The following is a 26,737-nucleotide window of genomic DNA, read 5'->3' as shown; positions in this document are numbered from 1 at the left end:
CGCTCCGCCTGAGCGCCGGGTGCCCCGAACGCCGGGGCGCCCGGCGCTCGTTCACGCCGCCCGGCCGGGTGCGGTGAACACCGGCGGGTTCAGGCGGGCGAAGCCCTCCTGCCGCTCGTAGAAGAAGTAGGGGTAGGGCGCCGGGCGGTGGCTCGCCGCGTCGAGCTTCGCCACCTGCTCGGGGGTGAGGCTCCAGCCGACGGCGCCGAGGTTCTGGCGCAGCTGCCGTTCGTCGCGGGCGCCGATGAGGACGGAGGACACGGTCGGTCGCCGCAGCAGCCAGTTGAGGGCGATCTGCGGCACCGCCCTGCCCGTCTCCTCGGCGATCTCGTCCAGGGCGTCGACCACGTCGTAGAGGTGCTCGTCACAGACGGGCGGGCCGTGGCCGGCGGTGCGGTGCAGGCGGCTTCCGGGCGGCAGCGGCGTGCCGCGGCGTACCTTGCCGGTGAGGCGGCCCCAGCCGAGCGGGCTCCACACGATCGCGCCGAGACCCTGGTCGAGGGCGAGCGGCATCAGCTCCCACTCGTAGTCGCGGCCGACCAGGGAGTAGTACACCTGGTGCGCCACATAGCGGGGACGCCCAGTGCCGCTCGGCGGCCGCCCGCCTCGTCCGGCGCACGTTGACCGACCCCCGGCAGGGGCCGCTGTTCAAGGCCCTGATCGCAGCCGCGACCGGCGACGCGAAAACGGCCGCGGCGCTGCACCGCTTCTACGACATCCGCGTCAGGGAATGGGCCCCCTGTGTCCGGCAGGCCGTCGAGCGCGGCGAGGTGCCCGAGGGCACCGACCCGCACGAGGTGGTGCGCGCGGTCTCCGCCCCGCTCTACTACCACCTGCTGATCAGCGGCGGCCGGCTCGACGAGGCCACCGCCACCCGGGCCGCCGAGGCGGCGGTGACGGCGGCGCGAGCGGGGGTGTACGTCACGGGCACAGGCGGGAAGCCCCGGAGCGCGTGACGGGCGGGAGGCGCGGCAGCCGCAGGACGCACGCAGTAAGTCGCGACCGGCCCGCCGCCTCAGGCGTACCGCTCCATCAGCCCCTCAACATACGCCCCCAGCCGCTCGCCCAGCACCTGCGGCGTCAGATCGGTCCGGCCCAGTTCCCGCCACGGCCCCGCCAGCTTCGCCGCGTCGGGGACGTAGGCCAGGGCATCGAGCAGCCGCCAGTACAGATGCTCCGGGCCGTCGGCCAGGCGCCGCCCGCCCAGGGCCTCGTAGCGCTCCCGGAAACCGAGGCCGTACTCGGGGCCGAACAGCAGCGCCAGTGCCGTCGAGCAGTGGGCGACGTCCAGGTCGGCGGGCCCCCACGAGGTCTCCACCCAGTCGACGACACCACTGATCCGCAGACCGGTCCCCGAACCCGTGAACAGGACGTTCCCGGGGTGGAAGTCGCGGTGCAGGAAGCAGCCGTCGTAGGGCGGGGGATCGCGGCGGATGACGTCCACGGCCCGCTCCCACCCCGCCGGGACCGCGGACGGCGACGTCCACGCCTGGTACGCACGCGGACGCTCCCGGGGGACGATCCGGTGGATCCGGGCCAGCTGGCCCGCCAGCAGGTCCACCCGCTCGTCGAGTTCCTCCTCGTCGACCCGGACCCGCCCCGGCAGTACGGACATCAGCAGGGACGGATGGTCGCAAGTCTCGCCGGTCGCGTCGACACCGATCAGCTCGGCGGCCGGTACGCCCTCCTGCTCCGCCAGCAGGGAGAGGATCTCCGCCTCACGGGCCAGCAGCCCCGGCGCGTGCCGCCGGAAGAAGGGCTTCACGAAGGTCCGCAGCGCCAGCTCGGTGCCGTCGTCGAGGGTGAGCCGCCGCATCTGGGCGCTCCAGCCACCGGTCAGAAACGCCGACTTGCCGACCGAACGGCCCTCCGGGAGCTGCTTGGCCACCCACGCCCGGGTCGCCGTCCAGCCCCGCTCTCCGAGCCCGGTCAGGACGGCGGTGACGAACTCCCGCCGGTCGCCGGGGTGGTCGCGGAACCACAGGCCCAACCGGTGCTCGGCGTCCGGGAGTTCCCAGTGGGTGAACTGCGCGCGCCGGGCCAGCGCCTCGGAGCAGGCCTCCGTCACGGCGGGCGGGATGACCTCGTCCGTGCCCGGCACCAGGAGCACCGCCCGTCCCTCGAACGCCCGCAGGACGTCGAGCGCGGAGTTCGTGCGCCAGCTCCCGGGCCTGCGGATGATCTCGCTGAACGGCCCGTCACCGGCGCCGAACGGCACGTCCCACGCCTCGGCCGCGTACACCGCGGGTGCGCACAGTCCCAGGGCCGCCACCCGGTCCCCGTAGTGCCGCACGAGATCCGCCACCGTCTGGCCGCTCATGCTGAACCCGGCCAGGACCAGCGGCGCGTCCCCGCGTGCGTGGGCGTCGATGACGGAGACGGCCTGTTCGAAGCGGCGGCGCAGGCTCAGCTCCCGCAGTTGGCCGGTGCTCTCCCCGTGCCCGGAGAAGTCGAAGGCGAGGGCGTGGCAGCCGTGCGCGGCGAACTCCGTCAGCAGCGGCACCAGCCGCTCCTTGCTTCCGTTGCCCGCGCCGTGCAGCAGGACGACCGTGGCCCGGGCCGGCTGACCGCCGCCGGTGACCAGCCCGCTGAGCCGTTCGCCGCCGAGGGCGTGGGTGAAGGGGATCAGCTCACTCATACGGCCATTCACTCACGCGGCCCCGGCCCGTGCGGGGCGTTCACAGCCCTGGCGCCCCCCACACCGGGAACCAGCGGCTCAGGTCCGGCTCCAGGCGCAGATCGTCCGAGAGCGCGGCCCGCACCTGGAGTTCGAGGGGGTTGTCGCGCCGCTGCGTGCCGTCCGGCAGGGGCGCGAAGGGGTAGAACGTGCCGCGTTTGTAGAGGTAGACCAGCGCGAGCCGCCGGCCGGCGACATCCTCGAACCCGGCCAGGGAGCACAGCAGCTGGGGACCGAACCCGTTGACCTCCATCTGGCTGTTCACGGCGTGCAGGTCGTTCACGAGCGCGGAGAGCTGGCCGGGGGAGCGGCGCGAGACCAGCCACGAGTAGCCGTAGTCGTCCTGCCGCAGCTCCACCGGCGGGCCGTCGCGGTCGGTGTCGGCGTCCAGCAGGGCCTGCACCTCACGGTGGAACTGCTCGAAGGCCGCGCCCTCGACGGTGGCGAAGCACACCGCGCCCTGCCCGGTCGGCGTGAAGCCCGCTGCGGCCTCCAGCGTCACCGCCGCCGAGGGCAGCGCGAAGAGCCGGTCGAGATCCGCCCCGACCGGTTTCGTCCGGCCGAGCAGGATGTCCAGCAGTCCCATGGGTCGGTCACATCCCTCCGGGGGCCGTCGCCTCGCCCAGCTCGGCGGAGATCCGGCCCAGCTGGTCGAGCCGCTGCTCCAGGCTCGGGTGGGTCGAGAAGAGCCGCGCGATGCCGGGCTCGCGGCCCAGCGCCGGCGTGAAGTAGAAGGCGTTGAAGGCCTGGGCCGTGCGCAGGTCCTTGGCCGGGATGCGGGCGATGTCGCCGGAGACCTTGGTGAGCGCTGAGGCCAGTACCGAGGGCCGGCCGGTGAGCAGCGCGGCGGCCCGGTCCGCGGCCAGCTCCCGGTACCGGGACAGGGCCCGGATCAGCAGGAAGCTGATCGCGTAGACGGCCGCCGACACGCCCATCACGGCGGCGAGGACCGCGGCCGTGTTCTGGTCCCTGCGGCCCCCGCCGAACAGCTGCGAGTAGAAGGCGAACCGCACGATCAACCCCGCGATCACCCCGAGGAACGACGCGACGGTGATCACGGCGACGTCCTTGTGCGCCACGTGCGACAGCTCGTGCGCGAGCACGCCCTCCAGCTCGGCCGGCTCCAGCCGCCGCAGCAGCCCGGTCGTCACACACACCACCGCGTGATCAGGATTCCGCCCCGTCGCGAACGCGTTCGGCATGTCCATCTCGGACACGGCGACCACGGGTCCCGGCATGTCGGCCAGGGCGCACAGCCGGTCGACCACCGCGTGCAGCTCGGGATACTCCTCCCGCTCCACGACCCGCCCGCGCATGGCGTACAGCGCGATCCGGTCGGAGAACCAGTACTGGGCCCCGAGCAGTGCCGCGGCGATCACCACGACCAGCACCCACGATCTCAGCAGCACGATCAACGCGGCGACGAACCCCACGTACAGCAACCCGAGCAGGAACAGCGTGATCCCCATACGGGTGGTCAACCGCCGGTCGGTCCGGAAGCGGCTGTGCATCTGCCTCACCCCGCAGTCACGCACTCGTCCCACCGCCAGTGTGCACCCGGGCCCTCCCATGAAGGGGTCGTGATCGCCCCCAGGACCGGCAAAGCCGTCAGCCGCCGGCGCTCACCGCGTAGCCGGGCACGGACGGCCACCGCACCGTGAGCACGACCGACTCCTCCTCCGCACGCCACGAGTGATCGACGCCACGCCCCCACACGACGTAGTCCCCCTGCCGCTCCAGCAGCACGCTGCGCCCGGGAAGTTCGACCCGGAAACGCCCGCTGACCAGGAGCAGGAGCGCTGTCCGCTCCTCACCCCTCACCCACCGCGAGCGCTCGTCGCCGCGCGGGTGCACACCCCACTTGATCTCCACGGCCTCGCTGTGGCGCGGATCCCCGACGTCCTTGAAGTGCCCGAGGAGCCATCCCCGGTCCAGCGCGGCGTCCCGGCCCGCGTTGCCCACATACACGCTGTCGTTCACGGTGCCGGACGCTAGCAGCGCCCGACCGCCCGGACACCCCCTAGTACGGCGCCCTGAAGTTGATGTACCCCAGCAGCACGATCACCGCCGCCACGCAGCCCAGCACCACCGCGGTCGAGATCCACGAGGAGCGGCGGCGGGAGCCGACGTGTTCGGGGTCGGGCCGGAACGGCACGGGCCCGGGCGGGTCGTGCTTCCAGCGGGCGGCGAGCATACGGGCCCGGGCCGAGGGCTCCTTGTGCTCGGCTCCGTCCGCCCATCTGAGGTCGAACTCGCGCTGCTGGTCGTCCTGTTCGTGATCCGGCATGTCCGCTCCACCCCCGTGTGATCCTGCCCCCAGAATAGAACAAACGCCCGCGCCCCCGCTGTCCGAGCGACAGCGGGGGCGCGGGCGTCATGCCTCGATCAGGCGTCGATCACACGTCGAAGTACAGCTCGAACTCGTGCGGGTGCGGACGCAGCTGCAGCGGCGCGATCTCGTTCGCGCGCTTGTAGTCGATCCACGTCTCGATCAGGTCCGGGGTGAACACGTCGCCCTGGAGCAGGAACTCGTGGTCGGCCTCCAGGCGGTCGAGGACGGCCGGGAGGGAGGTCGGCACCTGCGCGACGCTCGCGTGCTCCTCGGGAGCCAGCTCGTAGAGGTCCTTGTCGATCGGCTCGGCCGGCTCGATCTTGTTCTTGATGCCGTCGAGGCCCGCGAGGAGGAGGGCCGAGAAGGCGAGGTACGGGTTGCCGGAGGAGTCGGGCGCGCGGAACTCGACGCGCTTGGCCTTCGGGTTGGAGCCCGTGATCGGGATACGCATGGCCGCGGAGCGGTTGCGCTGCGAGTACACCAGGTTGATCGGCGCCTCGAAGCCCGGGACCAGACGGTGGTAGGAGTTCACCGTCGGGTTGGTGAAGGCCAGCAGCGACGGGGCGTGCTTGAGGATGCCGCCGATGTAGTAGCGGGCGGTGTCCGACAGGCCCGCGTAGCCGGCCTCGTCGTAGAACAGCGGCTGGCCGCCGGTCCACAGCGACTGGTGCACGTGCATGCCCGAGCCGTTGTCACCGAAGATCGGCTTCGGCATGAAGGTCGCGGTCTTGCCGTTCCGCCAGGCCACGTTCTTCACGATGTACTTGAAGAGCTGGAGGTCGTCGGCCGCGGCGAGCAGCGTGTTGAACTTGTAGTTGATCTCCGCCTGGCCGGCGGTGCCCACCTCGTGGTGCTGGCGCTCGACCTGGAGGCCGGAGGCGGCCAGCTGGAGGGAGATCTCGGCACGCAGGTCGGCGAAGTGGTCGACCGGCGGGGTCGGGAAGTAGCCGCCCTTGTAGCGAACCTTGTAACCACGGTTGTTCTCGACCGCACCGGTGTTCCAGGCGCCGGCCTCGGAGTCGATGTGGTAGAAGCTCTCGTTCGCCGAGGTGGAGAAACGGACCGAGTCGAAGACGTAGAACTCGGCCTCGGGGCCGAAGTACGCGGTGTCCGCGATACCGGTCGACGCGAGGTAGGCCTCGGCCTTCTTCGCCACGTTGCGCGGGTCACGGGAGTACTGCTCGCCCGTGATCGGGTCGTGGATGAAGAAGTTGATGTTGACCGTCTTGTCGCGGCGGAACGGGTCGACCCGGGCGGTCGACAGGTCCGCGCGGAGCGCCATGTCGGACTCGTGGATGGCCTGGAAGCCGCGGATCGAGGAGCCGTCGAAGGCGAGCTCCTCGGCCGGGTCGAAGGCCTCGGCAGGGATCGTGAAGTGCTGCATCACGCCCGGCAGGTCGCAGAAGCGGACGTCGATGAACTTGACGTCCTCGTCCGCGATGAACTTCTTGGCCTCGTCGGCGTTCTGGAACATCCAGCTCCTCCTACTCCCGACCGTCCCGCCGGGGTGGTAGTTCGTTCGTGCGGCCAGTGCGGGTGGCACACGCTGACCTCGACCCTAGGGACGGGTGGTTTCTCGGGCGTGACTCGTTTGTTTCGCACAAGTTAACCGGCTCACCCTCCACCGTAGCCCGGACCCACCCCGCCGTGCCCTGGTCATTTACGGGCGCAGTACCGTGGACGGGTGGACAACAGGCAAGCACTCGGATCGTGGCTTTCCGGGCCCCGCGCGGCCGCGGAAGAGGCCGGTGTCGACTTCGGATACCGGGGCGAACAGCTCGGTCTGCCCGAGGAGGGACCCGGCTCGATCGCCCGCCCGGGCCGCCGGCTCGTCGCCCTCGCGGTCGACTGGGGCCTGTGTCTCCTGATCGCATACGGTCTCATCACGCAGAGCTACAACGAGGCGGCCCAGATCTGGGCGCCGCTCATCATGTTCGCGCTGATGGTCCTCACGGTCGGTTCGGTCGGCTTCACTCCGGGCAAGCGCCTGCTCGGCCTGCGGGTGCTCGCCCTGGACACCGGCCGGGTCAGCCCGTGGCGCGCCGCGCTGCGCACGGTCCTGCTCTTCCTCGCGATCCCCGCCCTGATCTGGGACCGCGACGGCCGCGGCCTGCACGACCGGCTGGCCGGCACGGTCGAGGTCCGCATCTGAGGCGAGCGCGACACGACATGAACGAGGGGCGCCCGGTGTGATCCGGGCGCCCCTCGTTCATGTCGTGTGCGGGGTGTCAGCGAGCCTTCGGCCCGCCCTTCGGCAGCCGCATGCCCTTCGGCATCGGCCCCTTCGGCAGCGGCATGTTGCTCATCAGGTCACCGAGGGCGCGCAGCCGGTCGTTGGTGGCCGTGACCTGCGGGCCGGTCAGGACGCGCGGGAGCTTCAGCATCGTCGTCCGCAGCTTCTTCAGCTCGACCTGGCCCTCGCCCGTGCCCACGACCAGGTCGTGCACGGGGACGTCCGCGACGATGCGGTTCATCTTCCGCTTCTCGGCGGCCAGCAGGGTCTTCACCCGGTTCGGGTTGCCCTCGGCGACCAGCACGATGCCGGCCTTGCCGACCGCGCGGTGGACCACGTCCTGGTTGCGGTTCATCGCCACCGCGGGAGTCGTCGTCCAGCCCCGGCCGATGTTGTCGAGCACCGCCGCCGCGGCGCCGGGCTGTCCCTCCATCTGCCCGAAGGCGGCCCGCTCGGCCCGGCGCCCGAACACGATCGCCGACGCGAGGAAGGCGAGCAGGAGGCCCAGGATGCCGAGATAGATGGGGTGACCGATCAAGAAACCGATCGCGAGGAAGACACCGAAGGTGACGATTCCGACTGCCGCGAGTACAAGACCGATCTTCTTGTCGGCCCTGCGGGTCATCTTGTAGGTCAGGGCGATCTGCTTCAGTCGCCCGGGGTTCGCAGCGTCCGCTGCAGGTTCCTTCCTCGCCATGCCACGAAGTCTACGTGGCCCCACAAGCGCCGACGACGGCGGTGCCCGCGGGGGCCCCTGGGGGAGGGCCGGGGAGTCAGGGGCGGACGGACAGGGACTGCTCGATGACGCGCTGCGCCTCGACCCGGTCCTTGGCGCGACGGCGGTCCTCCAGCACGGAGGTCCAGGCGTTGCGGCGGGCGGTGCGCTGACCGCTGCTCATCAGCAGCGACTCGACGGCACGCAGTGCGGTCGAGAAGGACGGGATCGCGGTGGCGCGGACGGGCGGCGCGGCCTGCATGGGTGAGGTCCCCCCTCGGGTGGCGGGTGTACGTGCTGTGAGTTCAGCGTCACTGATTGGTGTTACCAGGGCGTGACCGGCCGGTCAAACACCCATGAAGCCCTGGCGGGGAGGGGTGGAACGCCGACGCGGTCCTGACATGTGCCCTCATCTGCGAGGACGGTCAGGACCGCGTCGAATCGGTCACTACCGGCGAGTAGTCTCTTGTGCGCGAATTCACACGCTTGTCCCGCCTGTGGTGGGCAGGGATGGTGACGATGCGTCAGACGGCCTGCGCCGCGATGTACCCGTCCCGCTTCTCGACGGCCATCTGGTACAGCCGTCCGGCGCGGTACGAGGAGCGCACCAGCGGCCCGGACATCACGCCGGAGAAGCCGATCTGCTCGGCCTCCTCCTTCAGCTCCACGAACTCGTGCGGCTTCACCCAGCGCTCGACGGGGTGGTGGCGCACCGAGGGACGCAGGTACTGCGTGATGGTGACCAGCTCGCAGCCCGCCTCGTGCAGCTGCTTCAGCGCGTCGCTGACCTCCTCGCGGGTCTCGCCCATGCCGAGGATGAGGTTCGACTTGGTGACCAGGCCGTAGTCACGCGCCTCGGTGATGACCTTCAGCGAACGCTCGTAGCGGAAGCCGGGGCGGATGCGCTTGAAGATCCGCGGGACCGTCTCGACGTTGTGCGCGAAGACCTCGGGCCGGGAGGAGAAGACCTCTTCCAGCTGCTCCGGGACCGCGTTGAAGTCCGGGGCCAGCAGCTCGACCTTGGTGCGGCCGGCCTCGCGTCCGGCGGTCTGCTGGTGGATCTGGCGCACGGTCTCTGCGTACAGCCAGGCGCCGCCGTCCTCCAGGTCGTCGCGGGCGACGCCGGTGATGGTGGCGTAGTTCAGGTCCATCGTGACCACGGACTCGCCGACCCGGCGGGGCTCGTCACGGTCGAGCGCCTCGGGCTTGCCGGTGTCGATCTGGCAGAAGTCGCAGCGCCGCGTGCACTGGTCGCCGCCGATCAGGAAGGTCGCCTCGCGGTCCTCCCAGCACTCGTAGATGTTCGGGCAGCCGGCTTCCTGGCAGACCGTGTGCAGGCCCTCGCTCTTCACGAGCTTCTGCATCGCGGTGTACTCGGGACCCATTTTCGCCCGGGTCTTGATCCACTCGGGCTTGCGCTCGATGGGGGTCTGGCTGTTGCGGACCTCCAGGCGCAGCATCTTGCGTCCGTCGGGTGCGACTGCGGACACGACCGGCTCCCTAGCGATTGATTCTTCGGCGTCCTCAAGGGTACGCCCGTTGATTTGAAAGCCTGCGGGGCGCTATCCCCTCCAGCTCCCGCGCGGGCCGATTTATGCCGCCGGGGTCTTCTCGATCTCCCGCGGCTTCAGCTCCGCGTGCTCCAGGACCTCCCGCAGGTGGCGCTCCACCACCGGCAGGACCTCCTCGATCGTCACGTCCCGGCCGAGCTCGCCGGCCAGCGAGGCCACGCCCGCGTCCCGGATGCCGCACGGGATGATCCGGTCGAACCACTTGTTGTCGGGGTTCACGTTGAGCGCGAAACCGTGCATGGTGACGCCCTTGGCCACGCGGATGCCGATCGCGGCGATCTTGCGGTCCTCCCGGCGCTGGCCCGCGTTGGACGGCGCGTACTCCGGGCCGTTCATCCGCGGGTCGAACTCCTCGTCGTGCAGCCGGGGGTCGAAGTCCAGCGACAGTCCGCCGGGCGCGGGGCGCTCCTCGACGGGGTCGCCCAGGATCCACACGCCGCTGCGGCCCTCGACCCGGCTGGTCTCCAGGCCGAACTCCGCGCAGACGCGGATCAGGGCCTCTTCCAGGCGGCGTACGTGCGCCACGACGTCCACCGGGCGCGGGAGCTTCTGGATCGGGTAGCCCACCAGCTGGCCGGGGCCGTGCCAGGTGATCTTGCCGCCCCGGTCGACGTCGATGACGGGCGTGCCGTCGAGGGGCCGCTCGTTGTCCGCCGTGCGCCGTCCGGCCGTATAGACCGGAGGGTGCTCCAGGAGCAGCACGGTGTCGGGGATCTCGTCGGCGAAGCGCGCCGCGTGCACCCGGCGCTGCTCGTCCCACGCCTCCTGGTACTCGACGGCCTCGTCACCGAACCCCATGCGGACGAACCGCAACTCACTCACGGCAAGCGCCTCCCTCGGACGGGTGTATCAGGCACGTAGCGCGCCCAAGCCACTGTACGTCCGGCCCGGACACGTCAGTCCCGGGGCCAATCCTCACACGATCGGATGAATGTCCGGGAAAATGTGTGATGGGGTGCTTACTCTCCGCTACATTCGCGCCGTCCAGCAAGCCAAAAGGCCTGCTCACAGGCAATCCGGCACATCACCAACACCGGAAGGCAGGAGACCGCACCGCACCATGACGGAACGACCCGCGCAGCGCACCCCCAACCGACAGCTCGCCGCGCTCATCGCAGAAGCGGGGTTCTCCAACGCGGGACTCGCCCGTCGCGTGGACCAGCTCGGTCTCGAACACGGGCTTGATCTGAGATACGACAAGACCTCCGTCACCCGGTGGCTGCGCGGTCAGCAGCCCAGGGGCACCACGCCCGCCCTGATCGCCGAGGTCTTCACCCGGCGCCTCGGCCGCCGCCTCACCGCCCAGGACCTCGGCCTGGACGCCTGCGCCCCGGTCTACGCGGGGCTGGAGTTCGCCGCCACCCCCGAGGAGGCCGTCGACATCGTCAGCGGGCTGTGGCGCAAGGACTCCGGCAGCCACGCCGAGCTCCGCAAGATCGCCTTCACGCCGGCGGGGCTCGTGGTGCCCAGCCGCGACTGGCTGATCGGCCGGGCCGACGAGAGGGTCGCCCGGGGCGAGCCGGCCGCCGCCCGCATCCCGGTCCAGGGCCGCCCGGCCCCGCGCCCCACGGCCGCGACCGAGCTGGGCGTGCCGTCCCTGCCCCGCCAGCGCGGCCAGGCCGAACGCGGACCCGGCCAGAAGGTCACCGCCGGCGACATCGCCGCCCTGCGCTCGGTCGGCGAGCTGTTCCGCACCCTCGACGACGCCTACGGCGGCGGTCACGCCCGCCAGGCCCTCGTGCGCTACCTGGAGCACGAGTGCGAGCCCATGCTGCGCGGCACCTACGGCGAGCAGACCGGCCGCCGGCTGTTCGCGGCGGCCGCCGACCTGACCCGGCTCGCGGGCTGGACGTCGTACGACATCGCCGCGCACGGACTCGCCCAGCGCTACTTCGTGCAGGCACTGCGGCTCGCCCAGGCGGCCGGGGACCGGACGTACGGGGCGTACGTGCTCGTCACCATGAGCCGTCAGGCCGTCTACCTCGGGCACGGGCGGGAGGCCGTCCAGCTCGCCCGGGTGGCGCAGCAGGGCGCCGGCACCTCGGGACCGCCCGTCGTCCAGGCCCTGCTGCACGCCTCCGAGGCGCGCGGGCACGGGGTGCTCGGCGAGGTCCGGGCCTGCACCGCGGCCCTGGTCCGCGCCGAACGCGCGCTGGAGACGGCCCGGCCCGGGGACGACGTCCCGCACTGGGCGAAGTTCTTCGACGAGGCCCAGCTCGCCGACGAGTTCGGCCACTGCCACCGCGACCTGCAGCAGTTCCGCGCCGCCGCCCAGCACGCGGAACGCTCACTCCAGCTGCGGGCCCCCTCCTACGCCCGCAGCCGCCTCTTCTGCCGCGTGGTCCTCGCCACCGCCCGCCTCGGCCTCGGCGAACTCGACCAGGCCTGCCAGCTCGCCGCGGAGGCCGCTGGCCAGGCGGCGGAGATGCGCTCGGTGCGGGCGGTGGAGTACGTGAGGGACTTCGAACGGAGACTGGAGCCGTACAAGGACGCGGCTCCGGTGCGGACGTACCGCGACAAGGTAGCGGCTTTGGGGTGAGGTTCTGAGGGGCGCGGGGAACTGCGCGACAAGCCACAGCGCACCCGCACCCGAAAGAGCACCTACGCGGCCCTGGGTACAGTCGGCACGGGCTCGGCGACATGCATCGACCGCCCCGCCCCCAAGTCCGCCAGGATCGCCGCGGACACCCGATGCCCAGAGTGCAAAGCGCCCTGAACGGTACTGGTGTCCCGGTGATCCCCACACACGTACAGACCCGCAAGCAGCCGCACCGGCCGCCGCAGATCATGCGGCGGCCGCATCGCGGGCACGGCCTCTGCCGTGTGATGCACGGCCAGCGTCTCCCAGCGCGCGGTCGGCACCCCGTACAGCCGCGCCAGATGCATCCGCACCGCCGTGTCGACATCGCCCGGCGGCCGCCCCAGCACGGTCGACGACACCAGCGCCCGCCCGGCCGGCGCCCGGGTCGGATCGACGAGACTGACCACCGCCGTGTGCGCGACCGGCCCGCCCAGATCCGCGTCGAGCAGCAGCGACGCCCCCGTCCCCGGCGGCTCGTCGGTCGTGTGGTGCACCACCGTCACCGGGTGGAAGTCCGGCACCCGCAACCCGGGCAGCAGCTCGGCGGCGGCCCGCGCGCCGGTCGCCACCAGGACCGCCCGGCACCGGATCTCACCGTGCTCCGCGGTGGTCACCGAGGTCGTCGACACGGAGGTGACGCGAACGCCGGTGTGCACCGTGCCCGGCGGCAGCGTGCGCGCCAGCAGTTCCGGCAGGGCGTCGGCGCCGCCCTCCGGCAGACACAGCCGGCCTCGGGCGAAGGCGCGCAGCGCGAGGTCCGCGCACCGGCTGGACGTCGTCAGACCCGGGTCGCACAGCAGCGCGGCGAGCAGCGGACGCAGGAAACCGTCGATCGTACGGGCGGGCAGCCCGCGCGCCGCCAGGGCCTCAACGGCGGGCAACTCGGGTCGGGACAGCAGCCGTTCGGCCGGTGTTCCCGCCAGCCGGGACAGGGCGGCACCCAGCCGGGCCTGGTCCACGGCCGTGCCGAGCGGGGCGCCGGGCCGGCTCCGGGGGACGGAGACCTGCCGGCCGGGCACGGCCACCGGCCTCCTGGGCGGCCTCGGTGCGGACGGCGGCCGGGGAGCACTCGCCAGCGCGCGTACCGCGTGCAGTGCGCCCCGTGCGCCCCCCGCGCCCGGCTGGACGCCGGCGCGATGATGGCGTCCGTCGCCGTGCAGCAGGACACCGGATGCGAAGGGCCGCAGCACCAGCCCGTCCAGACCGGGTGTCAGCCGTAGTTCCGGATACGCCGTGGACAGCAACTGGCCGATCCGGTCGAGCCGGAAGCCGTCGACCTTCTCCGTCGCCATGCGGCCGCCGACCCCGTGGGCGGCCTCCAGGACCATGGTCGTCACTCCTGCGCTGGTCAGCCGGTGCGCGGCCGAGAGTCCGGCGACCCCGGCCCCCACGACGACCACGTCCGCCTGGTACGCGGGCTCAAGCACGTGCCCCTCCTCGAGGTTGCGCGGGCGCTGGAGACGTCATGCCCTCAACAGGCCGCAGGGATACGCGAGTTCTGGTCGAGGGTAGGACCGTGATCGGTCAGCGGGAGTCGCGCATCGGCAGGGCACGGTCGCACGGCGGTCGCATACGGACACCTTGTGGGCATGAAGTGGTCGCAGGAGGCTGGAGTGCGGCACGAACGAGCTGTCTCGGAACGGCCGGTCGGTTCCCGGACAGACGGCCGGTCCGCGCCGCCGGGGTCCGGCCCGGCAGGCCGGGGAGCCGTCACAACGCCGCCCGGATCGCTCCCTCGATCTCCGGGAAGGCGAACCGGAATCCCGACTCCAGCAGTCGCGTCGGCAGCACCCGGGCGCTGCCGAGGACGTCCCCGGCCATCTCGCCGAGCACCGTCCGCAGGACGGCCGCGGGCACCGGGAACAGCGTCGGGCGGTGCAGCACCCGTCCCATCGCCGCCGTGATCTCACGGTTCGTCACGGGGTTCGGGGCGGTCACGTTGAAGGGCCCGGACAGACCGTCGGTGTCGATCAGATGCCGGATCGCGGCGACCTCGTCGTGCAGCGCGACGAACGACCAGTACTGCCTCCCGTCACCCATCCGCCCGCCGGCGCCCGCCCGGAACAGCGGGAACAGCCGGCCCCAGGCGCCGCCCTCGCGGGAGACGACCAGACCGGTCCTGGTGAACACCGTACGCACACCGGCCTCTTGCGCCGGCGCGGTGGCCCCCTCCCACTCCACGCACAGCGCGGGCAGGAAGCCCTCTCCCGCGGGCGTGCTCTCGTCGGCCGTCCGCTCACCGGTCTCGCCGTAGTAGCCGATGGCGCTGCCGTTGACGAACACCCGCGGCCGTTCCTCCGCGTCCAGCGAGGCCACCGCCCCGGCGAGGGCCGCCGTGCCCTTCACGCGGCTGTCACGGATCCGCTGCTTGTAGGCGTCCGTCCAACGCCGGGCGCCGACGCCGGCGCCCGCCAGGTTGACCACCGCGTGGCACCCGGCGAGCCCGGCCGCGTCCACCCGCCCGGCCTCGGGGTCCCAGCGGATCTCTCCGGCCGCCCGGGGCGTGCCGCGCACCAGGCGGCGCACCTCGTGCCCGTCGGCGGTCAGGGACCGCACCAGGGCACCGCCGATGAGACCGGACGCACCCGCCACCGCGATTCTTGAACGTTCCATGAACCCATCCTGCCGCGCGACTCCGTAAAACCCCTGCAAGGCCTTGATCCGCTCCCCGTAGGGTGACGCCCATGCCCGAGCTCCCCGCCCCGCGCATCCGCACCGCCCGGCCCGACGACGAGGGCGAGCTGGCCCTGCTCGACCGGCTCACCTGGTCGCACCTGCACGCGGTGATGCCCCGGCCCCAGCCGCCCTACGCTCCCTTCTTCAGCGAGCGGCACACCCCCGAGGACTGCCTCGTCGCCGAGCTCGACGGCCGTCTCGCGGGCTACGTCCACCTCGGTTTCCCCACTCCGCTCGACTCGAACCGGCACGTCCGCCAGATCCAGGGCCTCGCCGTCGCCGAGGAGGCGCGCGGCCGGGGGGTCGGGCGGGCGCTGGTCCGGGCCGCCCTCGACGCGTCCCGCGAGCGCGGCGCCCGCCGCGTCACCCTGCGGGTCCTCGGGCACAACACCCCGGCCCGGGCGCTCTACGAGGCCGAGGGGTTCGTGGTCGAGGGCGTCCTGCCCGAGGAGTTCCTGCTCGACGGGGCGTACGTCGACGACGTGTTCATGGGGCGCTTCCTGAGCCGGAGCTACGACGAGGCCAGCTCGCCCGTGTCCACCGGCGCCGTCGCGTCCGCGGCCTCGCGCGCGTCCGAGGCGACCTCGTCCGCCGTCAGCACGTAGCCCGTCTCGGCGTCCGTGGTGGAGCGGGCGAAGACCACGCCGAACACCCGGCCGTCCGTGGTGAGCAGCGGACCGCCGGAGTTGCCCGGGCGGACCGTGGAGCGGATCGAGTAGATCTCCCGGGTGGCAGTCCCGTCGTTGTAGATGTTCTGGCCCGTCGCCCGCACCCGGTTCGCGACCGTCGCCGCCTGGAGGTTCAGGTCGCCGTCCTCCGGATAGCCCGCGACCACCGCCGAGTCGCCCCGCTCGGCGTCGTCGTCGAACCGCAGCACGGGGGCCTTCAGACCCGGCACGTACAGCACGGCCACGTCCTTCTGCGGGTCGAAGAGCACCACCCGCGCCTCGTACGTGCGCCCGGCCCCGCCGATCTGCACGGTCGGCTCGTCGATGCCCGCCACCACATGGGCGTTGGTCATCACGTGCTCTCGGGAGTACACGAATCCGCTGCCCTCGCGGCCCTGCGTGCCCGCGACGCCCTCGACCTTCACCGTGCTCGACTTGGCGGCCTCGGTGGCGGCGGCGGTGACACTGTCGCCGGTTGGCTTGGCGACCTCGGCCGTCGACTCGTTCTCGAAGGGGTTGAAGACCTGCGGGAAGCCCGCCTGCGTCAGCGCGGACGTGGCCCCCGAGAACCAGGCCGGGGTCGTGTCCGGCATCGTGCGCTGCACGGCGCCGAGCAGCCGCGAGTCCCGGATCGCCGAGGTGACCAGCGGCGACGAGGACGCGCCCAGGACGCTCGCGGCCACCCACGCCACGATCAGCACGGCCACCGCGTTGGCCACGGCTCCGCCGATCCCGTCCGCCACCCGCAGCGGCCCCCGGTCCAGTTCCCGCCGCAGCCGCAGCGCGAGGCGCCCCGCCAGCTCGTGCCCCACCACCGCCGGGAGCAGCACCGTGAACACCGCCGTCAGCGTCGCCCGCGTCGTGCCCGGCTCCACCAGGTCCATGACCCACGGCAGGACCCACACGCCGACGACCGCACCGCCCACGAAGCCCGCCAGCGACACACAGCCGGCCACCAGCCCGCGCCGGTACCCGGACGCCGCGTAGGCCAGTACGACCAGCAACAGCAGGATGTCGAGCAGGTCCACGCACGCCGCCTTTCTCTCGGAACCCCTTAATACGCGGGGGGAGGGCCCGGTGATCAGTCACACGCGCACGCGATGATCGGAATCGGCCACGCGGGCGTGCACTCGGAAAAACGTCGCGGACCGTGACGATGGTTCCACCGGGTGGCACATCACACATCGCGGACGGACCCGATCAGGCCGACAGTGGGACCATGCGTGTCTTCCGAAGACGGCGGGGCACACGCAGGCACTCCGCCGACGGGACACCCGGCGCAGCCGGTCCGCCGCGCGCGGCCCGGGTGCTGCTCGGCTGCCTGCCGGGCGTCGCCGCCGTCGTGGCGCTGGTCCTGTGCGCCCACGGCGTCGAGAACGCCGCCGAGACCGGCTCCGGCGCCTCCCCGCCCCGCTCCGAAGCCACGCCCTACGGCGCCCCGCGCCCACCCGTCGTACCGCGAGCGCACTGGCTGGGCGACGCCGCCCGCCCGCAGCCCCGCCCGCGCTACGACGACCGGGTCGCCGCCGTCTTCGTCCACCACACCGACTCGCCCAACGGCTACGACTGCGCCGACGCGCCCCGCATCATCCGGGACCTCTACACCGGCCAGACCGGGACCCGCGACTGGGACGACATCGGCTACAACTTCGTCGTCGACCGCTGCGGCACCATCTACGAGGGCCGCGCCGGGGGCGTGGAGCGCGCCGTCACCGGCGCCCACACCCAGGGCTTCAACCACCGCACCGCGGGCATCGCCGCCCTCGGCACCTTCACCGAGGGCATGCCCGTCCCGCGGCCCATGATCCGTGCGATCGCCGCGCTGTCCGCCTGGAAACTGGGCCTGACCGGCACCGACCCGCGCTCGGACGTCCGCCTGGTCTCCAGCAACGGCCTGAGCCGGTACGCGGCCGGCTCCACCGCCAGACTGCCCGCCCTCGCCGGCCACAACGACGGCTACATGACCAGCTGCCCGGGCGCCGCCCTGCACGCCCGCCTGCCCGAGATCAGACAGCTCGCGGCCCGCCTCCAGGGCCGGCCGGACGGTTCACAGCGAGGCCACAGCGAACGCGCGGCGTCCTGAGATCCCGGCCCCCTACGGTCGTGCCCACGGACAGCCGACCGAAGGCGGGGACCATGAACGACAACGGTGGTACGAAGGCCCCTGGGGACACGGAGACGCGGACGGGGAGCACACGCGGGCCCTGGGCGGTGCTCTGCGCGGTCGTGACCGTCGTCCTGGGCCCGGCCGCGGTCACCGCGTCCGCCCTCGGCCAGGCCAACGCCGCGCCCCTGCACCACGCGGTGCGGGCCGATCAGACGCACGCGCACATCCCGTCCGGCACCAGCCGCCGGGTCGCCTGATCAGCCCCGGAAACGCTCCCACAGCCGCGGGTAGCGCTCGGCGAGAAGCGCCTCGTTCTCGAAGTCCAGCGGTGTGCCCTCCGGCTCCGGGGGCGCCGGAGCGATCTCCAGATCGGGGGCGACCACCCCGGTGAGCTGCTCGTAGGCCTCGTCCGCCGCGTAGCCGAGCTCCTCGCCGTCGCCGTCGATCTCCTCGTCGAAGTCGCCCAGCAGACCGGCGAGCGCGTCCGGGTCGTGCACGGCTCCCTCGAACACCTCGCGGCCCTGGCCGATCAGCCAGCACCGGAAGAAGTCGAAGGCGTCGTCGCTCGCCCCGTCGAGCAGCACCCAGGCGGCGCCCCACAGATCCCAGCGGTAGGCGCGGTTGTAACGGGACTCGAAGTGCCGGGCGAAGTCCAGGACCGAGTCCGGATCCAGCTGGGCGAGCCGGTCCACGAGCAGGTCGGCCTGCTCCTCCGGGTCGCCTTCGGCAGCCTCCCGGGCGTCGTCCACCAGCTCCCAGAACTCCGTCTCGTCCATCACGGGTCAAGCATCGGCCCTGGGGCACAGGGGCGCACCCGGAGTGCGCGGGATCGTTATGCGCCGGACTCGGGCCGGTAGAGCCGGGCCAGCCGCGCCGCGTCGGCGGCGAACCGCTCGCGCAGACTCGCCGGCTCCAGCACCTCCGCCTCCGGGCCCAGCGCCGCCAACTGGGTGTGCGCGACCTCCTCGGACTCCACCGGCAGGTCCACCGTCACCCAGCCCCCCTCGTCCGGGGCGCCCGCGTCCGCCAGGGCCTCCCGGGCCGTCGGCGCGTCCAGGGCGTACGGCAGTGCCCGCACGCCGTCGGGGGACAGCCGCACCACGACACGCGCCCGCAGGATGGACCGAGCGAACTGCTCCGCCCGCTCCTCCCAGAACGCGGGCAGGTCGAAGTCCGGCTCCCGCTCGAAGCGCTCACCGTCCGCGTCCACCGCCGTGAACCGGTCGATCCGGTACACCCGGAAGGACCCGCCCCGGGCCACCCGCGCGCACAGGTACCAGACGCCCGCCTTCAGCACGAGCCCATACGGCTCCAGCTCCCGGACGACCTCGTCCTCCCCGCGCCGGTAGCGGGCGGCGATCCGCCGGTCGTCCCACACCGCGTCGGCGACGGCCGGGAGCAGGGCCGGCGTCCTCGGCTCCTTGAACCAGCTCGGCGCGTCCAGGTGGAACCGCTGGGCGGCCGACCTGGAGGCGTCCCGGAGGGACGGCAGCAGCGCCGCTGACACCTTCAGCCGAGCCGCCGACGCCGCGTCCTCCAGTCCCATCTCGCGCAGCGCCCCCGGCACCCCGGACAGGAACAGCGCCTCGGCCTCGCCGCGGTGCAGCCCGGTCAGCCGCGTCCGGTACCCGCCGATCAGCCGGTAGCCACCGGCTCGGCCCCGGTCCGCGTACACCGGCACGCCCGCCTCCGACAGCGCCTGCGCGTCCCGCGTCACGGTCCGCTCCGACACCTCCAGCTCCCGGGCGAGTTCGGCGGCGGTCATGGAGGGCCGGGACTGGAGCAACAGCACCATCTTGATCAGCCGGGCAGCACGCATGGCCACATCATGCAGCAGGCCCCCGCCGGGGCGGGGGCCTGCCGATCAACGGTCCGTGCTGGACTCAGAGACCGTACTTCTCGCGCGCTTCCTTCACGGCCGACGCCTTGACCTCGCCGCGCTTGGCGAGCTGGGCCAGCGCCGCGACGACGATCGACTCGGCGTCGACACCGAAGTGGCGGCGGGCCGCCTCACGGGTGTCCGACAGGCCGAAGCCGTCGGCGCCCAGGGAGGACCAGTCCTGCTCGACCCACTGCGCGATCTGGTCCGGGACCTGGCGCATGTAGTCGGAGACCGCCAGCACCGGGCCCTCGGCGCCCTGCAGCGCCTGCCGCACGAACGGCACCCGCTCCTCGCCGCGCAGCAGCGCCTCGTCCGCCTCCAGGGCGTCCCGGCGCAGCTCGCTCCAGGACGTCGCCGACCACACGTCGGCCGCCACGCCCCACTCCTCGGCGAGCAGCCGCTGCGCCTTGAGCGCCCAGTGGATCGCCGTACCGGAGCCGAGCAGCTGGATCCGCGGGGCGTTCGCCGGGGGCGTGATGCCCGCCGACTCCGCCGTGTTGAAGCGGTACAGGCCCTTGACGATGCCCTCGTCGATCCCATCGGCGGCCGGCTTCGCGGGCTGCGGCAGCGGCTCGTTGTAGACCGTCAGGTAGTAGAAGACGTTCTGGTCCTCACCCGGGGCCGCCTCGCCGTACATCCGGCGCAGACCGTCCTTGACGATCGTCGCGACCTCGTAGGCGAACGCCGGGTCGTACGACAGCGCCGCCGGGTTGGTCGCCGCGATCACGGGGGAGTGGCCGTCGGCGTGCTGAAGGCCCTCGCCCGTCAGCGTCGTACGGCCGGCCGTGGCGCCGACGAGGAAGCCGCGGCCGAGCTGGTCGCCGAGCTGCCACATCTGGTCGGCCGTGCGCTGCCAGCCGAACATCGAGTAGAAGATGTAGAACGGGATCATCGCCTCGCCGTGCGTCGCGTACGACGTCGAAGCGGCGATGAAGTCGGCCATCGAACCGGCCTCGGTGATCCCCTCGTTGAGGATCTGGCCGTTCTTGGCCTCCTTGTAGTACATCAGCTGGTCGCGGTCGACCGGCTCGTACGTCTGGCCCTTGGGCGAGTAGATGCCGAGCGACGGGAACAGCGACTCCATACCGAAGGTGCGCGCCTCGTCCGGGACGATCGGCACCCAGCGCTTGCCGGTCTCCTTGTCGCGGACCAGGTCCTTCACCAGACGGACGAACGCCATGGTGGTGGCCACGTTCTGCGTGCCGGAGCCCTTGTCGAAGGACGCGAACGCCTTGTCCGCCGGGGCGGGCAGCGGCGCGACCGGGTGCACGCGGCGGGCCGGGGCCGGACCGCCCAGGGCGGCACGCCGCTCCTGGAGGTAGCGGACCTCGGGGGAGTCGGCGCCCGGGTGGCCGTAGGGGACCACGCCGTCGACGAAGTCGCTGTCCTTGATCGGCAGCTCCAGCAGGTCGCGCATGTTCTTGAACTCGTCCACCGAGAGCTTCTTCATCTGGTGGTTGGCGTTCTTCGACGCGAAGCCCTCGCCGAGGGTGTGGCCCTTGACCGTCTGGGCCAGGATCACGGTTGGCGCGCCCTTGTGCTCGACGGCGGCCTTGTACGCGGCGTAGACCTTGCGGGCCTCGTGACCACCGCGCGAGAGGTGGAAGCACTCCAGGATCTTGTCGTCGCTCAGCAGCTTCGCCATCTCGACGAGCGCCGGGTCGCCGCCGAAGAAGTCCTGGCGGATGTAGGCCGCGTCGCGGGTCTGGTACGTCTGGATCTGCGCGTCCGGTACCTGACGCAGGCGGCGTACGAGCGCGCCCGTGGTGTCGAGCTGGAACAGCTCGTCCCAGGCCGTGCCCCACAGCGTCTTGACGACGTTCCAGCCGGCGCCGCGGAACTGGGCCTCCAGCTCCTGCACGATCTTGAAGTTGGCGCGTACCGGGCCGTCGAGGCGCTGCAGGTTGCAGTTGATGACGAACGTGAGGTTGTCGAGCTCCTCACGGGCCGCCAGCGCGAGGGCCGCCGTCGACTCGGGCTCGTCCATCTCGCCGTCACCGAGGAACGCCCACACGTGCGAGGCGGAGGTGTCCTTGATGTTGCGGTTCGTCAGGTAGCGGTTGAAGCGCGCCTGGTAGATGGCCGACAGCGGGCCGAGGCCCATGGAGACCGTCGGGAACTCCCACAGCCAGGGCAGGCGGCGCGGGTGCGGGTAGGAGGGCAGGCCGTTGCCGCCCGACTCCCGGCGGAAGTTGTCGAGCTGCTCCTCGTTCAGACGGCCGTCGAGGAACGCGCGGGCGTAGATGCCGGGGGAGGCGTGGCCCTGGATGTAGAGCTGGTCGCCGGAGCCGTCGGCCTCTTTGCCCTTGAAGAAGTGGTTGAAGCCGGTCTCGTACAGCCAGGCGGCGGAGGCGAAGGTGGCGATGTGGCCGCCGACGCCGTACTTGCTGCCCCGGGTCACCATCGCGGCCGCGTTCCAGCGGTTCCACGCGGTGATCCGCTGCTCCATCGCCTCGTCACCGGGCACGGACGGCTCGGCGGAGGTGGGGATGGAGTTGACGTAGTCGGTCTCGAGGAGCTTCGGCAGCGCGATGCCGGCGCCCTCGGCGCGCTCCAGCGTGCGGCGCATCAGGTACGCGGCACGGTGCGGCCCGGCAGCCTTGGTGACCGCGTCCAGGGAGGCCTGCCATTCGGCGGTCTCCTCCGGGTCCCGGTCGGGGAGCTGGTCGAGCTCGCTCGGCTGGATGGCGTTGGGGTCGGTCATGTCGCCGCCTTCCTCAGTCGAAGGGGGTTCCCTCACGTAAGGGGATCGGGGGTGCCCTTTGTCTTTGGCAGGACAGGGCTGGGGCTTGGGTGGCAAGCCCGTCGGCGACTGTAACCCGCTGATCGATGATCGATCAAAGGGTTGAGAGGCAAAACCTCTTGATCACGAGAAAGTAGGCACGGGGTGCCTCCAGCGGTGGCACGCGGTGACTGGTTTTCGAACGGTTTCCGCAGGTCGGAGGCGTTTGAGCGAGGGCCTGCTCGGGTGTCACGCCCGGGGCGCGCAGCCCAGGACGTGCGCCTTCACCAGTTCGGCGATACGGGGATCCCGACGCTTGAAGGCGGCGACGAGTTCCTCGTGCTCCTCCGCGTACGACTGCTGCTGGGTGCCCAGCCAGCGGATCGACAGGGCCGTGAACACCTCGATGCCGAGGCCTTCCCAGGTGTGCAGCAGGACGGAATTGCCCGCGGCGCGCACGAGTTCGCGGTGGAAGGCGACGGTGTGGCGGACCTGGGCGGTGCCGTCTGAGCTGCGGTCGGCCTCGTACAGGGCGCTGACGTGGGGTTCCAGCGCCGAGCAGTCCTCCGCGAGGCCCTGGGCGGCCAGCTCCGCGGCGATGGCCTCCAGACCGGCCCGGACCGGGTAGCTCTCCTCCAGGTCGGCGGCCGTGAGGTTGCGGACGCGCACGCCCTTGTTCGGAGCGGACTCGATCAGGCGCAGCGACTCCAGCTCGCGCAGGGCCTCGCGGACCGGGGTCTGGCTGACCTCCAGCTCGGTGGCGATCCGGCGCTCGACGATCCGCTCGCCCGGCTGCCAGCGTCCGCTGATGATCCCTTCCAGGATGTGCTCGCGGATCTGCTCGCGGAGCGAGTGGATGACGGGCGCGGTCATGAGGGCTCCTTACGCGGGATTGACGTTTAGACAATACGGCCGGTTCGCTCCGCGGGTGGGGCAGGTGGGGGTGCCCTGGTGCAGGTGAGACGAGACTTACACGGGGGGTGTGGCCTGTCGTTCGGCCGACAGTTGTGTGTGGTTGCTCGCGCAGTTCCCCGCGCCCCTGAAAACGGGCGGTGCCCCTGCCCGGAGATGTCCGGACAGGGGCACCGTGCAACCGCGAAGAGGTCAGAGACCGAGCTCGACCTCGAACTCGCCCGCCTCCAGGATGGCCTTGACCGCCGTCAGGTAACGGGCGGCGTCGGCGCCGTCCACCAGGCGGTGGTCGTAGGACAGGGTCAGGTACGTCATGTCGCGGACGCCGATGACCGTGCCCTCCTCCGTCTCGATGACGGCGGGGCGCTTGACCGTCGCACCGATGCCGAGGATCGCGACCTGGCCCGGCGGCACGATGATCGTGTCGAAGAGCGCGCCGCGCGAACCGGTGTTGGAGATGGTGAAGGTCGCGCCGGACAGCTCGTCCGGGGTGATCTTGTTGGCGCGGACCTTGCCCGCCAGGTCGGCCGTGGCCTTGGCGATACCGGCGAGGTTGAGGTCACCGGCGTTCTTGATGACCGGGGTCATCAGGCCCTTCTCGGAGTCCACCGCGATACCGATGTTCTCGGTGTCGAAGTAGGTGATGGTCCCCTCGGCCTCGTTGATCTTGGCGTTGATCGGCGCGTGCGCCTTCAGCGCCTGGGCCGCGGCCTTCACGAAGAACGGCATCGGGGAGAGCTTGACGCCCTCACGCGACGCGAACGCGTCCTTGGCACGGGCGCGCAGCTTCATCAGCCGCGTGACGTCGACCTCGACGACCGAGGACAGCTGGGCCTGCTCGTGCAGGGCCTTGACCATGTTGTCGCCGATGACCTTGCGGATCCGCGGCATCTTGATGGTCTGGCCGCGCAGCGGGGACGCCTCCAGCACCGGGGCCTTCTTCGCCGCGGCCGGAGCGGCGGCGGCGGGGGCCGGAGCGGCGGTGGCGGCCTTCGCGGCCTCGGCGGCGGCGATGACGTCCTGCTTGCGGATACGGCCGCCGACGCCGGTGCCCTTGACGGCGGCCAGGTCGACGCCGTTCTCGGCGGCGAGCTTGCGCACCAGCGGGGTGACGTAGGCGCCGTCGTCGGCGGGCTTGGCGGCGGCCGGAGCCGCCGGGGCCTGGGCCGGAGCCGGGGCGGGAGCAGGAGCGGCCGGGGCCGGCTCGGGAGCCGGGGTGACCTGCTGCTGCGGAGCCGGGGCAGACGGAGCCTGCGGGGCCGGGGCGGCCTGCTGAGGCGCCGGAGCCGGGGCGGGCTCGGGCTGCGCCGGCGCGGCCGGGGCCTCCTGCGCGGGGGCGGCGGCCGGAGCGGCACCCGCCTCGCCGATGACGGCGAGCTTGGCGCCGACCTCGGCGGTCTCGTCCTCGCCGACCACGATCTCCAGCAGCGTGCCGGAGGTGGGGGCGGGGATCTCGGTGTCGACCTTGTCCGTCGACACCTCCAGCAGCGGCTCGTCGGCCTCGACGCTGTCACCGACCGACTTCAGCCAGCGGGTGACGGTGCCCTCGGTGACGGACTCGCCGAGCGCGGGCAGGACGACGTCCGTGCCCTCGGCGGAGCCGCCGCCGGCGGCGGCGTCGGCGCTGGGAGCGGGCGCCGGGGCGGCCTGCTCGGTGGACGGGGCGGCCGGAGCCGGCTCGGGGGCCGGCTCGGCGACCTGCTCCGCGGCGGGGGCCGGGGCGGCGGCGGGCGCGCCGCTGCCGTCGTCGATCAGGGCCAGCTCGGCGCCGACCTCGACCGTCTCGTCCTCGGCGACCTTGATGGAGGACAGCACGCCGGAGGCGGGGGAGGGGATCTCGGTGTCGACCTTGTCGGTGGAGACCTCGAGCAGCGGCTCGTCGGCCTCGACGCGCTCACCCTCGGCCTTCAGCCAGCGGGTGACAGTGCCCTCGGTGACGCTCTCGCCGAGCGCCGGAAGGGTTACGGAAACCGCCATGGTTTCGGTTGCTCCTTACGGAAAGTGCGGAAGTCTGTGTCGTCGCGTTCGTCGACCGAGGGGTCAGTCGTGCGCGTGGAGGGGCTTGCCGGCCAGGGCCAGGTGGGCTTCGCCGAGCGCCTCGTTCTGCGTCGGGTGGGCGTGGATGAGCTGCGCGACCTCGGCGGGCAGCGCCTCCCAGTTGTAGATCAGCTGGGCCTCGCCGACCTGCTCGCCCATGCGGTCGCCGACCATGTGGACGCCGACGACGGCACCGTCCTTGACCTGGACGAGCTTGATCTCGCCCGCGGTGTTGAGGATCTTGCTCCTGCCGTTGCCCGCGAGGTTGTACTTGAGAGCGACGACCTTGTCCGCGCCGTAGATCTCCTTGGCCTTGGCCTCGGTGATACCCACGGAGGCGACCTCCGGGTGGCAGTACGTCACCCGCGGGACACCGTCGTAGTCGATCGGAACGGTCTTCAGACCGGCCAGGCGCTCCGCCACCAGGATGCCCTCGGCGAAGCCGACGTGCGCGAGCTGGAGGGTCGGGACGAGGTCACCGACGGCGGAGATGGTCGGCACGTTCGTGCGCATGTACTCGTCGACCAGGACGTAGCCGCGGTCCATCGCGACGCCCTGCTCCTCGTAGCCCAGGCCCTGGGAGACCGGACCGCGGCCGATGGCGACCAGCAGGACCTCGGCCTCGAACTCCTTGCCGTCGGCGAGGGTGACCTTGACGCCGTCCTGGGTGTACTCGGCCTTCTGGAAGAAGGTGCCCAGGTTGAACTTGATGCCGCGCTTGCGGAACGCGCGCTCCAGGAGCTTGGAGGAGTTCTCGTCCTCGACCGGGACGAGGTGCTTCAGGCCCTCGACGATCGTGACCTCGGTGCCGAAGGACTTCCACGCGGAGGCGAACTCGACGCCGATGACACCGCCGCCCAGGATGATCGCGGACTTCGGCACGCGGTCCAGGACGAGGGCGTGGTCGGAGGAGATGATCCGGTTGCCGTCGATGTCCAGGCCGGGCAGCGACTTCGGCACGGAGCCGGTCGCGAGCAGGATGTGGCGGCCCTCGACGCGGCGGCCGTTCACGTCGACGGACGTCGGGGAGGACAGCCGTCCCTCACCCTCGATGTACGTCACCTTCCGGGAGGCGACGAGCCCCTGCAGGCCCTTGTACAGGCCCGAGACCACGCCGTCCTTGTACTTGTGGACCCCGGCGATGTCGATGCCCTCGAAGGAGGCCTTCACACCGAACTGCTCGCTCTCGCGTGCCTGGTCGGCGATCTCGCCCGCGTGCAGCAGGGCCTTGGTGGGGATGCATCCCCGGTGCAGGCAGGTGCCGCCGACCTTGTCCTTCTCGATCAGGGCGACGTCCAGGCCCAGCTGCGCCCCGCGCAGGGCCGCGGCGTAACCACCGCTGCCACCGCCGAGGATCACTAGGTCGAAAACGGTGCTGGCGTCGTTCGCCACGTCACGTCCTCCATGCATGTGCGCCGTGAGCCGGCCTTCAATGACCGGCAGGCGGCTGGTGTCCGGCCGCTCGTTCTTCGGCCCTTCGGTGGGGCCCTGTCCTGCCGAGCCCCATCTTCGCACTTGTCGACACACAAAGAGACGCCGGGCTGCTGTGTGAGACGCCCCACGTTCAGATGAGCCACACCCCGAAGGGGCGCGTGCCCCCGAAGGGACGCGGGGAACTGCGCGA

23 protein-coding genes and 3 pseudogenes are annotated in these 26,737 nt (G+C 71.9%); 6 read left to right on the top strand and 20 right to left on the bottom strand.

What is annotated here, in order from left to right; genetic code table 11:
• Nucleotides 1–51: 51 nt before the first annotated feature.
• Nucleotides 52–582 (bottom strand): annotated as a pseudogene (locus tag HNR57_RS05185) (aldo/keto reductase); the annotation flags it as partial.
• 11 nt (nt 583–593) lie between these two features.
• Here HNR57_RS05185 and HNR57_RS05180 point away from each other — a divergent pair.
• A pseudogene (locus HNR57_RS05180) lies at nt 594–956 on the top strand (TetR-like C-terminal domain-containing protein); the annotation flags it as partial.
• A gap of 59 nt (nt 957–1,015) precedes the next feature.
• On the opposite strand, the gene HNR57_RS05175 reads toward HNR57_RS05180, so the two are convergent.
• The 6 genes from HNR57_RS05175 to glnA form a co-directional block, all read right to left on the bottom strand.
• Nucleotides 1,016–2,638 carry an alpha/beta fold hydrolase gene (locus tag HNR57_RS05175; protein WP_184556799.1) on the bottom strand — a complete coding sequence of 541 codons (1,623 nt, stop codon included), beginning with the start codon at nt 2,636–2,638 and terminating at the stop codon, nt 1,016–1,018.
• A 40-nt stretch (nt 2,639–2,678) separates the two neighbouring features.
• Complete coding sequence (gene pspAB, locus HNR57_RS05170; RefSeq protein ID WP_184556785.1) at nt 2,679–3,263, bottom strand: PspA-associated protein PspAB; 585 nt, start codon at nt 3,261–3,263, stop codon at nt 2,679–2,681.
• A 7-nt stretch (nt 3,264–3,270) separates the two neighbouring features.
• Nucleotides 3,271–4,188, bottom strand: a complete 918-nt coding sequence (gene htpX, locus HNR57_RS05165; protein ID WP_184556782.1) for a zinc metalloprotease HtpX — start codon at nt 4,186–4,188, stop codon at nt 3,271–3,273.
• A 97-nt stretch (nt 4,189–4,285) separates the two neighbouring features.
• Entirely contained in the window at nt 4,286–4,657 is a 372-nt protein-coding gene (locus tag HNR57_RS05160) for a cupin domain-containing protein (protein WP_184556779.1), read from the bottom strand.
• A gap of 40 nt (nt 4,658–4,697) precedes the next feature.
• Nucleotides 4,698–4,964, bottom strand: coding sequence for an SCO2583/SCO2584 N-terminal domain-containing protein (locus HNR57_RS05155; RefSeq protein WP_184556776.1), 267 nt, complete (start codon nt 4,962–4,964; stop codon nt 4,698–4,700).
• 109 nt (nt 4,965–5,073) lie between these two features.
• The gene (gene glnA / locus HNR57_RS05150) at nt 5,074–6,483 is read right to left on the bottom strand and encodes a type I glutamate--ammonia ligase (RefSeq protein WP_184556772.1); all 1,410 of its coding nucleotides are present in this window, start codon (nt 6,481–6,483) and stop codon (nt 5,074–5,076) included.
• Nucleotides 6,484–6,693: 210 nt separating this feature from the next.
• On the opposite strand from glnA, the gene HNR57_RS05145 reads away from it, so the two are divergent.
• The gene (locus tag HNR57_RS05145) at nt 6,694–7,161 is read left to right on the top strand and encodes an RDD family protein (protein WP_033312589.1); all 468 of its coding nucleotides are present in this window, start codon (nt 6,694–6,696) and stop codon (nt 7,159–7,161) included.
• 76 nt (nt 7,162–7,237) lie between these two features.
• Here the strand turns inward: HNR57_RS05145 and HNR57_RS05140 are convergent, their stop codons facing one another.
• The 4 genes from HNR57_RS05140 to lipB all read right to left on the bottom strand — a co-directional run bounded on the left by HNR57_RS05140 (nt 7,238) and on the right by lipB (nt 10,350).
• On the bottom strand, nt 7,238–7,939 hold the full coding sequence (locus tag HNR57_RS05140; protein ID WP_033312590.1) for a DUF4191 domain-containing protein: 702 nt from the start codon (nt 7,937–7,939) through the stop codon (nt 7,238–7,240).
• Between the two features lie 76 nt (nt 7,940–8,015).
• Nucleotides 8,016–8,219 (bottom strand): SCO2195 family GlnR-regulated protein, encoded by a 204-nt coding sequence (locus HNR57_RS05135; RefSeq protein WP_184556769.1) that lies wholly within the window; start codon nt 8,217–8,219, stop codon nt 8,016–8,018.
• 262 nt (nt 8,220–8,481) lie between these two features.
• Nucleotides 8,482–9,447, bottom strand: coding sequence for a lipoyl synthase (gene lipA, locus HNR57_RS05130; RefSeq protein WP_184556766.1), 966 nt, complete (start codon nt 9,445–9,447; stop codon nt 8,482–8,484).
• 102 nt (nt 9,448–9,549) lie between these two features.
• Complete coding sequence (gene lipB / locus HNR57_RS05125) at nt 9,550–10,350, bottom strand: lipoyl(octanoyl) transferase LipB (RefSeq protein ID WP_184556763.1); 801 nt, start codon at nt 10,348–10,350, stop codon at nt 9,550–9,552.
• A 238-nt stretch (nt 10,351–10,588) separates the two neighbouring features.
• On the opposite strand from lipB, the gene HNR57_RS05120 reads away from it, so the two are divergent.
• Nucleotides 10,589–12,067, top strand: coding sequence for an NsdA family TPR-like regulatory protein (locus tag HNR57_RS05120; RefSeq protein ID WP_184556760.1), 1,479 nt, complete (start codon nt 10,589–10,591; stop codon nt 12,065–12,067).
• A gap of 62 nt (nt 12,068–12,129) precedes the next feature.
• Here the strand turns inward: HNR57_RS05120 and HNR57_RS05115 are convergent, their stop codons facing one another.
• Together HNR57_RS05115 and HNR57_RS05110 are read right to left on the bottom strand one after the other, a co-directional pair.
• Nucleotides 12,130–13,536 (bottom strand): NAD(P)/FAD-dependent oxidoreductase, encoded by a 1,407-nt coding sequence (locus HNR57_RS05115; RefSeq protein ID WP_184556757.1) that lies wholly within the window; start codon nt 13,534–13,536, stop codon nt 12,130–12,132.
• Nucleotides 13,537–13,819: 283 nt separating this feature from the next.
• Nucleotides 13,820–14,722 carry a TIGR01777 family oxidoreductase gene (locus HNR57_RS05110; protein WP_184556754.1) on the bottom strand — a complete coding sequence of 301 codons (903 nt, stop codon included), beginning with the start codon at nt 14,720–14,722 and terminating at the stop codon, nt 13,820–13,822.
• Nucleotides 14,723–14,793: 71 nt separating this feature from the next.
• Between HNR57_RS05110 and HNR57_RS05105 the strand changes: the two are divergent.
• Nucleotides 14,794–15,288 (top strand): annotated as a pseudogene (locus HNR57_RS05105) (GNAT family N-acetyltransferase); the annotation flags it as partial.
• A gap of 8 nt (nt 15,289–15,296) precedes the next feature.
• On the opposite strand, the gene HNR57_RS05100 reads toward HNR57_RS05105, so the two are convergent.
• Nucleotides 15,297–16,481: a MarP family serine protease gene (locus HNR57_RS05100; RefSeq protein WP_184556748.1), complete on the bottom strand. Its 1,185-nt coding sequence runs from the start codon at nt 16,479–16,481 to the stop codon at nt 15,297–15,299.
• Nucleotides 16,482–16,759: 278 nt separating this feature from the next.
• Here HNR57_RS05100 and HNR57_RS05095 point away from each other — a divergent pair, with 278 nt between their 5' ends.
• Together HNR57_RS05095 and HNR57_RS05090 are read left to right on the top strand one after the other, a co-directional pair.
• Nucleotides 16,760–17,536: a peptidoglycan recognition protein family protein gene (locus HNR57_RS05095; RefSeq protein ID WP_313673213.1), complete on the top strand. Its 777-nt coding sequence runs from the start codon at nt 16,760–16,762 to the stop codon at nt 17,534–17,536.
• A gap of 53 nt (nt 17,537–17,589) precedes the next feature.
• The gene (locus tag HNR57_RS05090; RefSeq protein WP_184556727.1) at nt 17,590–17,817 is read left to right on the top strand and encodes a hypothetical protein; all 228 of its coding nucleotides are present in this window, start codon (nt 17,590–17,592) and stop codon (nt 17,815–17,817) included.
• Here HNR57_RS05090 and HNR57_RS05085 read toward each other — a convergent pair whose 3' ends face one another.
• From HNR57_RS05085 to lpdA, 6 genes are all read right to left on the bottom strand, one after another.
• A complete protein-coding gene (locus HNR57_RS05085) occupies nt 17,818–18,336 on the bottom strand; it encodes a DUF4240 domain-containing protein (RefSeq protein ID WP_184558812.1) in 519 nt (172 codons plus the stop codon). It lies immediately after the preceding gene.
• 56 nt (nt 18,337–18,392) lie between these two features.
• Complete coding sequence (locus HNR57_RS05080; RefSeq protein ID WP_184556724.1) at nt 18,393–19,379, bottom strand: helix-turn-helix transcriptional regulator; 987 nt, start codon at nt 19,377–19,379, stop codon at nt 18,393–18,395.
• 64 nt (nt 19,380–19,443) lie between these two features.
• Nucleotides 19,444–22,146 carry a pyruvate dehydrogenase (acetyl-transferring), homodimeric type gene (aceE, locus tag HNR57_RS05075; RefSeq protein ID WP_184556721.1) on the bottom strand — a complete coding sequence of 901 codons (2,703 nt, stop codon included), beginning with the start codon at nt 22,144–22,146 and terminating at the stop codon, nt 19,444–19,446.
• 267 nt (nt 22,147–22,413) lie between these two features.
• The gene (locus HNR57_RS05070; RefSeq protein WP_184556718.1) at nt 22,414–23,037 is read right to left on the bottom strand and encodes a GntR family transcriptional regulator; all 624 of its coding nucleotides are present in this window, start codon (nt 23,035–23,037) and stop codon (nt 22,414–22,416) included.
• Nucleotides 23,038–23,268: 231 nt separating this feature from the next.
• Complete coding sequence (sucB, locus tag HNR57_RS05065; protein WP_184556715.1) at nt 23,269–25,053, bottom strand: 2-oxoglutarate dehydrogenase, E2 component, dihydrolipoamide succinyltransferase; 1,785 nt, start codon at nt 25,051–25,053, stop codon at nt 23,269–23,271.
• A 63-nt stretch (nt 25,054–25,116) separates the two neighbouring features.
• Nucleotides 25,117–26,505: a dihydrolipoyl dehydrogenase gene (lpdA, locus tag HNR57_RS05060; RefSeq protein ID WP_184556712.1), complete on the bottom strand. Its 1,389-nt coding sequence runs from the start codon at nt 26,503–26,505 to the stop codon at nt 25,117–25,119.
• Nucleotides 26,506–26,737 lie beyond the last annotated feature (232 nt).

Origin of the sequence: Streptomyces paradoxus, assembly GCF_014202475.1 — a bacterium.
In the GTDB taxonomy this organism is placed as follows: domain Bacteria; phylum Actinomycetota; class Actinomycetes; order Streptomycetales; family Streptomycetaceae; genus Streptomyces; species Streptomyces paradoxus.
This window is presented reverse-complemented; position numbering and strand designations above follow the sequence as displayed.

Coding starts and splice junctions, on each gene's coding strand:
- HNR57_RS05155 (WP_184556776.1), bottom strand. CDS start 4,964: ATGCCGGATCACGAACAGGACGACCAGCAGCGCGAGTTCGACCTCAGA.
- HNR57_RS05140 (WP_033312590.1), bottom strand. CDS start 7,939: ATGGCGAGGAAGGAACCTGCAGCGGACGCTGCGAACCCCGGGCGACTG.
- HNR57_RS05070 (WP_184556718.1), bottom strand. CDS start 23,037: ATGACCGCGCCCGTCATCCACTCGCTCCGCGAGCAGATCCGCGAGCAC.
- sucB (WP_184556715.1), bottom strand. CDS start 25,053: ATGGCGGTTTCCGTAACCCTTCCGGCGCTCGGCGAGAGCGTCACCGAG.
- htpX (WP_184556782.1), bottom strand. CDS start 4,188: ATGCACAGCCGCTTCCGGACCGACCGGCGGTTGACCACCCGTATGGGG.
- HNR57_RS05135 (WP_184556769.1), bottom strand. CDS start 8,219: ATGCAGGCCGCGCCGCCCGTCCGCGCCACCGCGATCCCGTCCTTCTCG.
- glnA (WP_184556772.1), bottom strand. CDS start 6,483: ATGTTCCAGAACGCCGACGAGGCCAAGAAGTTCATCGCGGACGAGGAC.
- HNR57_RS05090 (WP_184556727.1), top strand. CDS start 17,590: ATGAACGACAACGGTGGTACGAAGGCCCCTGGGGACACGGAGACGCGG.
- HNR57_RS05085 (WP_184558812.1), bottom strand. CDS start 18,336: ATGGACGAGACGGAGTTCTGGGAGCTGGTGGACGACGCCCGGGAGGCT.
- HNR57_RS05175 (WP_184556799.1), bottom strand. CDS start 2,638: ATGAGTGAGCTGATCCCCTTCACCCACGCCCTCGGCGGCGAACGGCTC.
- HNR57_RS05110 (WP_184556754.1), bottom strand. CDS start 14,722: ATGGAACGTTCAAGAATCGCGGTGGCGGGTGCGTCCGGTCTCATCGGC.
- HNR57_RS05120 (WP_184556760.1), top strand. CDS start 10,589: ATGACGGAACGACCCGCGCAGCGCACCCCCAACCGACAGCTCGCCGCG.
- aceE (WP_184556721.1), bottom strand. CDS start 22,146: ATGACCGACCCCAACGCCATCCAGCCGAGCGAGCTCGACCAGCTCCCC.
- HNR57_RS05080 (WP_184556724.1), bottom strand. CDS start 19,379: ATGCGTGCTGCCCGGCTGATCAAGATGGTGCTGTTGCTCCAGTCCCGG.
- pspAB (WP_184556785.1), bottom strand. CDS start 3,263: ATGGGACTGCTGGACATCCTGCTCGGCCGGACGAAACCGGTCGGGGCG.